Origin of the sequence: Actinomadura rubrisoli (assembly GCF_004349215.1) — a bacterium.
Classification (GTDB): Bacteria; Actinomycetota; Actinomycetes; order Streptosporangiales; family Streptosporangiaceae; genus Spirillospora; species Spirillospora rubrisoli.
This window is the reverse complement of sequence record NZ_SMKU01000444.1, coordinates 1-6,542: the sequence shown is the minus strand read 5'-3', so window position 1 is coordinate 6,542 and position 6,542 is coordinate 1. Positions and strand designations below refer to the sequence as shown.

The 6,542-nt window shown below is 77.0% G+C and carries 6 protein-coding genes; 4 read left to right on the top strand and 2 right to left on the bottom strand.

Features of this window, described 5'->3' with window-relative positions; genetic code table 11:
* On the top strand, positions 1-631 hold a 631-nt coding region (locus E1298_RS48905; RefSeq protein WP_165975927.1), incomplete at its 5' end, for an MFS transporter.
* Positions 632-655: 24 nt separating this feature from the next.
* On the opposite strand, the gene E1298_RS42460 is transcribed toward E1298_RS48905, so the two are convergent.
* Positions 656-1,675, bottom strand: a complete 1,020-nt coding sequence (locus E1298_RS42460) for an alpha/beta fold hydrolase (protein WP_207945176.1) — start codon at positions 1,673-1,675, stop codon at positions 656-658.
* A 263-nt stretch (positions 1,676-1,938) separates the two neighbouring features.
* Here E1298_RS42460 and E1298_RS42455 point away from each other — a divergent pair, with 263 nt between their 5' ends.
* Entirely contained in the window at positions 1,939-2,862 is a 924-nt protein-coding gene (locus tag E1298_RS42455; protein WP_131903046.1) for an ABC transporter ATP-binding protein, read from the top strand.
* On the top strand, positions 2,859-3,689 hold the full coding sequence (locus tag E1298_RS42450; RefSeq protein ID WP_131903044.1) for an ABC transporter permease: 831 nt from the start codon (positions 2,859-2,861) through the stop codon (positions 3,687-3,689). The genes E1298_RS42455 and E1298_RS42450 overlap by 4 nt, the downstream gene beginning before the upstream one ends.
* 101 nt (positions 3,690-3,790) lie before the next feature.
* On the opposite strand, the gene E1298_RS42445 is transcribed toward E1298_RS42450, so the two are convergent.
* Positions 3,791-4,465, bottom strand: coding sequence for a class I SAM-dependent methyltransferase (locus E1298_RS42445; protein ID WP_131903043.1), 675 nt, complete (start codon positions 4,463-4,465; stop codon positions 3,791-3,793).
* A gap of 303 nt (positions 4,466-4,768) precedes the next feature.
* Here E1298_RS42445 and E1298_RS42440 point away from each other — a divergent pair, with 303 nt between their 5' ends.
* The gene (locus tag E1298_RS42440) at positions 4,769-6,535 is read left to right on the top strand and encodes a glycoside hydrolase family 15 protein (protein WP_243726173.1); all 1,767 of its coding nucleotides are present in this window, start codon (positions 4,769-4,771) and stop codon (positions 6,533-6,535) included.
* Positions 6,536-6,542: the final 7 nt, after the last annotated feature.

Below are 6,542 nucleotides of genomic sequence, written 5' to 3'. Positions count from 1 at the left end.
CCCCACCCGCCCGCTGCTGGTGCTGAGCGCGCTGGCGTTCGCGGCGCTGCTGTCGGAGGGCGCCGCCGCCGACTGGAGCGCGGTCTACCTGCGGGACGTCCTGGACGCCGGCCCCGGCACCGCGGGCGCCGGGTATGTCGCGTTCGCGGTGACCATGACCGTCGGGCGGCTGGCGGGGGACCGCCTCGTCGGGAGGTTCGGGCCCGTCCGCGTCGTCCGCGTCCTCGCCACGATCGCCGCCGCCGGGTTCGGGGCGGCGCTCGCCGGCGGCCAGGCGCCGCTGGCCCTGGCCGGGCTCGCCGCGCTGGGCCTCGGCCTGGCCTGCGTGGTGCCGATCGTGTTCACCGCGTCCGCGCTCGCGACCGGCGCGCCGGGCCCCGCGATCGCCGCCGTGTCCACCTGCGGCTACCTCGGCTTCCTCGCCGGGCCGCCGCTGATCGGCGCGATCGCCGAGGTCACCGGCCTGGCCGCCGCCCTCGGGCTCGTCGCGGCCCTGACCGCGCTGCTCGCCGCCGGCGCGGGCGCCGTCCGCCCCGCCACCGGCGGCGCGCCGGGCCCACCCGCCGGGGCGGGCGCTGACAGCGGCGGGCTTGCGGACGGGCGGGCGGAGGCCGAGGGGTGCGAGTGCTGACGCGGGGCGGCCACGGACCCGGGGTCAGTACGGCGGCGCGGTGATCGCGTCCGCCACCTGCCTCGGATGGGAGATCAGCGCCAGGTGGCGCGCCCCCGGGACGATCACCGGGGGCGGGGCGCCGATCCGCCGGGCCGTCTCGGAGGGCGCGGAGCGCGAGAACACGTCGTCGTCCGCTCCGAAGACCACCGCCTTGGGGACGGCGATCCCGGCGAGGCCCGCCACCCGCCCGGCGGGCAGCCCGATGACGCCCCGCATCCGCCACAGCGCGCGCTCGGCGCCCGCGACCTGCAGCGGACGCCGCCACCGGTCCACGCCCGCCCGGTCGAGCCGCGGGCAGGACGGCCCGCACTGCGCGCCGTAGATCGTGCGGATCACCCGGTCCGACCGGACGGCCAGGCGCAGCAGCGTCGTCCGGAACGGGTCGCGCAGCACGAGCCTCAGCCGGTCCGCGCCCGCGCCCGCCCCGGTGTCCAGGGCGTCGCCGTCCACGAACACCAGCCCCGCCGCCCGGCCGGGGGCCCGCAGCGCCGCGGCGGCGATCACCCCGGCGCCGCTGGAGTGCCCGACGAGCGCCGCCCGGTCCAGGCGCAGCGCGTCCAGGAACCCCAGCAGCTGCGCGGCCTGGTGCGCGGTGTCGTAGGGGCCGCGCCGCTCGCTGTAGCCCCAGCCGGTCAGGTCGAGCGCGAACACCCGGTGGCGGGCCGCCAGCAGCGGCGCGACGGACCGCCAGGTGTCGGCCGACTCGGCGGCGCCGTGCACCAGGACGATCGGCGTCCCCCGCGTCCCCCAGTGCAGGTAGCGCGTGCGGATCCCGTCCGCCTGGACGAACTCCAGGCCCGCCGGCTCGCGCGCCCGCCCGGCCGTGGCCGCGTTGTAGGACAGCGAGGACGACGTGGCCGCGACCACCAGCACCGGCAGCGCGATGAGCAGCCGCCGCCCCCACCTGCGCAGCCGCCCCCGGCGGGGCCGCGGCACGGCGGACGCGCCGCCGGGCTCGCGCGGCACGCCGTCCGGCTCTGCGGGCATGGGTCGGGCGGTCATGGGCCTCCTTATCCGTCGACAGAAAGCATTCCCCTCCGGCGCCCGGTCGTCGTCCGCCCCCGAGACGAACCGCGGCTGCGCCCCGCGCGGTAGGCGGCGCGGGCGGCGTACCCCCGGGGGATTCCCTACCCCCGTACCATGTAGGGCCCCCTACCGAGGTCGGAGGCGGATCGGCTTCCAGGAGGATCCGCCGCCCCGGGCCACCGCGTTAGTGTGACCACGATCACGGGTTGGCCCGTGCCATCGACCCCCAGGACGTGCGAATGATCGAGGCGGAGAACCTCACCAAGCGCTACGGCGACAGGACCGCCGTGGACGACCTCTCCTTCACCGTGGTGCCGGGCCGGGTGACCGGCTTCCTCGGCCCGAACGGCGCGGGCAAGTCGACCACCATGCGGCTGCTGCTCGGGCTGGACCGGCCGCACCGCGGCGACGCCCGCATCCACGGCCGGCACTACGTCGACCTGCCCGAGCCGATGCGCGTGGTCGGCGCCCTGCTGGAGGCGCGGGCCGTCCACACCGGGCGCAGCGCCTACAACCACCTGCTGTGCCTCGCCCAGACCCAGGGCATCTCCAAGAAGCGGCTGGAGGAGGTCGTCGAGCTCGTCGGCCTCACCGGGGTCGCCCGCAAGCGCGCCGGCGGCTTCTCCCTCGGCATGGGGCAGCGCCTCGGGATCGCCGCCGCGCTGCTCGGCGACCCGTCCGTGCTGATCCTGGACGAGCCGGTGAACGGGCTCGACCCGGAGGGCATCGTCTGGATCCGGACGCTCATGCAGCGGCTCGCCGCCGAGGGCCGCACCGTCTTCGTCTCCAGCCACCTGATGAACGAGATGGCGGTCACCGCCGAGCACCTCATCGTCATCGGGCGCGGCCGGCTGATCGCCGACTGCTCCACCGAGGAGTTCATCGAGCGCAGCACCGAGAAGATGGTGGTGGTGCGCACCCCCGACGCGCAGCGGCTCGCGACCGTCGTGGCCGAGGAGGGCGGCAAGGTCCAGCCCGACGGCGACTCCCTGCTGACCGTCACGCACATGGAGGCGCCGCGCATCGGCGAGCTCGCCGCCGCCGAGGGCCTGGTCCTGCACGAGCTGACGCCCCGCCGCGGGTCCCTGGAGGAGGCGTTCATGGAACTGACCCGGGAGAGCGTCGAGTACGGCGCGTCCGAGCCGAAGGGGGAGCTGCGATGACCGCCGCCACCGTCGAGGGCGCCGGGACGGGCGTGTCGCGCGGCACCCGCTTCGCCCGCCTCATGCGCGCCGAATGGACGAAGATCCGGTCGGTGCGGTCGACGTTCTGGTCGCTGATCCTGCTGGTCGTCCTCGACCTGGGGTTCACCGCCCTGTTCGTCGGGCTGACCGTCGCGCAGTGGGACGACACCGACGCGGGCGACCGCGCGACCATCGCCGCCGACCCCACCAGCATGATCCTGGGCAGCGGATTCTTCCTCAGCCAGCTGGCCGTGTGCGTGCTCGGCGTGCTGGTGATCGCCTCGGAGTACTCCACCGGGATGATCCGCGCGAGCCTGCTCGCGGTGCCGCGGCGGCTGCCGATGCTGTGGGCCAAGGCCGCGGTGTTCGGGCTCGTCATCCTCGTTCTGGGCATCGGGGTGTCGTTCCTGTCGTTCTTCATCGGCGCGGCGTTCCTGCACGACAAGGCCCCGGTGTCGCTCGGCGACGCCGGCGTGCTGCGCGCGGTCATCGGCGGCGGCCTCTACCTGGCGATGCTCGGGCTGTTCGCGCTGGCCGTCGGGGCGATCCTGCGGCACCCGGCCGGCGGCATCACCGGCGTGATCGGGTTCGTGCTGGTGCTGTCCCCGCTCGCCCAGCTGCTGCCCGGCAGCATCGGCGACCACGTCCACGCCTACCTGCCGTCCGAGGCCGGGCACCTCATCGCCCAGGCCCACCAGGGCAAGGACGACCTGCTGACGCCCTGGCAGGGCTTCGGGGTGTTCACGCTCTGGACGGTGGGCCTGCTCGCGGTCGCGGCCGTCCTGCTCAAGCGCCGCGACGCCTGACCCGCCCGCCCTCCGCCGTCAGGGCCCCCTGGCGGCGGGCGGCGCGGCCAGCCCCGGCTCGCCTCGGCCCGCTTGTGCGGGACGGGCTGACGCGGACGGGTTCACGCGGGGCGCGCCACCACCCAGCCGCCGCCCTCGTCCAGGAACCGCTCGAACCGCAGACCCGACTCGCCCAGCACGCCGGGCAGCTCCTCGTCGCCCAGATGGCGGGATACGAACGAGTGGCTCCAGGTCCGCCCGTCCATCCGGTACTCGATCGTCGCCGCCACCAGGTCCGGCCCCGGCCGCGAGACGTCCCGCAGCCGGAAGTCGATGCCGTCGTGCGACCACTCGCGCGGCGCGGCCGCGTCGAACCAGCCGCGCTCCTCGCGCTGGACGACGACCAGCCCGTCCGGGGCGACGTGGCGGCGGCAGGCGTCCAGCAGCGCCTTCCGGTCCCCGTAGTTGACCAGGTACGACATCATCAGCACGCAGGCGAACCGCTCGGGCAGGCGCAGGTCCTGGATCGGCGAGCACACCGTCCGGGCGCCCTCGATCCGGGCGAGCATCGCGGACGAGTCGTCCACGGCCGTGACCGGGTGCCCGAGCGCGATCAGCGGGCCGGTGACCCGCCCGGCGCCCGCGCCCAGCTCCAGGATCGGCGCCCCGGCGGGCAGGACGCCGTGCACCAGCGAGGCGGCGGCCTCGTCGGGGGGCATCGCGGCGTAGAACTCGACCGCCGACCCGTCCGGCGCGATCTCCCCTGGCCCCGTCCCGTGCCTTGTCCCGCCGCCCATGGCGTCGCCTCCCGTTGTCCCCGTGCGCCCTCATCGTTGATCGTCAGGCGTCGCGCGGGCCCGCGTCAAGGCGGATTCCGGCCCCGGCCAAGGCCGCCACCGGCCGGGGGACGGCCTGGCGAACGGGCCCGCCCTCCTTGCCGCGTGCCCGCGGCGGACGGACGCCGCCGGTGATCGCCGGCGGCCGATCGATTCGCCGGGACGGGACTTCCCGCCGGAAGGCCGGGCGCCGAGGCGCGGATCCCGGGCCCGTTCACGGGTAATGGCATCCCAGGCCCGGGACGCGGGCGGAAGGAGGGCCGGTTGGGCGGGACGGCGGCGGAAGGGCACGGCATGCCGGCGGCGCTGCGCGACTACTCCCTGGTCGCGGACGGAGAGCGCGGCGTGCTCATCGGCCCGCGCGGGGAGTGCGCGTGGATGTGCTTCCCGTCCTGGGAGTCGCCCCCCGCGTTCGGCGGCCTGCTGGGCGCCCCCGGAACCTACGTCGTGCGGCCCGCGTCCGGCCGGTGGGTGTGGGGCGGCTGCTACGACGACCGCGGGCTCGTCTGGGTCAGCCGCTGGGTCACCGGCCAGGGCATCCTCGAATGCCGCGAGGCGCTGGCCTGCCCGGCCCGCCGCGACCGGGCCGTCCTGCTGCGCCGCTGCCGGGCCGTGCGCGGAGCCTCCCGCGTCCGCGTCCTGCTGGACGTCCGCGCCGGGCCCGGCGGCCCCCGCATGCGCGACCTGCGCCGCGACGGCCCGGACTGGACGGCGCGCAGCGGCGCGGCGCGGATCCGCTGGCGCGGCGGTGACGGCGCGGACGTGCTGGACGGCGACGACGGCGCGCCCGTCCTGGCCCTCGCCTTCGACCTCGCCGAGGGCGAGACCCGCGACCTGGTGCTGGAGCTGGCCCGGCCGGGGGCGGGGGCGGGGCCGCTCGACGCCCGCGAGCTGTGGGACGCCACCGAGCGGTACTGGCGGGACGCGGTGCCGTCGTGCGCCGACACGATCGCGCCCCGGGACGCGCGCCTCGCCTACTCCGTCCTGACCGGGCTCACCAGCACGGCCGGCGGGATGGTCGCGGCGGCGACGACCGCCCTGCCGGAGCGCTCGGACCAGGGCCGCAACTACGACTACCGCTACGCCTGGATCCGGGACCAGTGCTTCGCGGGACGCGCCGTCGCCGTGCACGGCGGGCCCCCGCGCCTCGTCCGCGACGCCGCCGCGTTCGTCACCGGCCGGATCCTCGCCGACGGCGACCGCCTCAGGCCCGCCTACACCGTCACCGGCGGGCCCGTCCCCGCCGAGCGGACCCGCGACCTGCCCGGCTACCCCGGCGGCGGCGCCGTGACCGGGAACCGGGCCGGGCGCCAGTTCCAGCTCGACGCGCTGGGGGAGGCGCTGCTGCTGCTCGCCGCGGCCGCCGAGCACGACCGGACGAGCCCCGGCGCGCTCAAGGCCGCCCGCGCCGCCGTCGGCGCGATCGGCCGCCGCTGGACGCGCCCGGAGGCCGGGATCTGGGAGACCCACGACGACCTGTGGACCCACTCGCGCCTCACCTGCGTCGCGGGCCTGCGCCAGGCCGCCCGGGTCCTGGCGGGCCCCGCCGACGCCGGCGCGTGGACGGCCCTCGCCGACGCCGTCCTCGCCGAGACCGCCCGCACGTGCCTGACCCCGGGCGGCCGCTGGAAACGCGCCCCCGGCGACGAGCGCGTGGACGCCGCGCTGCTCATCCCGCCGCTGCGCGGCTGCCTGCCCGACGACGACCCGCGCACCGCCGCCACGCTGAGGGCCGTCCGCGCGGACCTCGTCGAGGAGGGGTTCGTCTACCGGTACCGGGCGGGCGGGGAGCCCCTCGGCGTCGCGGAGGGCGCCTTCACCCTGTGCGGCTTCTTCCTCGCCCTCGCCGAGGACCGCCACGGCGACCCCGCCAGGGCCCGCGGGACGTTCGAGCGCGTCCGCTCCGGATGCGCCACCAGCGGCCTGTTCTCCGAGGAGTACGACGTCAGGCAGCGCCAGCTGCGGGGCAACATCCCCCAGGCGTTCGTGCACGCCCTCCTCCTGGAGACCGCCGCCCGCCTCGCCCGCTGACCCCGGC

Bases quoted from the DNA above. Each gene is read 5' to 3' on its own strand.
- E1298_RS42460 (WP_207945176.1), bottom strand. From the start codon at position 1,675: ATGACCGCCCGACCCATGCCCGCAGAGCCGGACGGCGTGCCGCGCGAG.
- E1298_RS42455 (WP_131903046.1), top strand. From the start codon at position 1,939: ATGATCGAGGCGGAGAACCTCACCAAGCGCTACGGCGACAGGACCGCC.
- E1298_RS42450 (WP_131903044.1), top strand. From the start codon at position 2,859: ATGACCGCCGCCACCGTCGAGGGCGCCGGGACGGGCGTGTCGCGCGGC.
- E1298_RS42445 (WP_131903043.1), bottom strand. From the start codon at position 4,465: ATGGGCGGCGGGACAAGGCACGGGACGGGGCCAGGGGAGATCGCGCCG.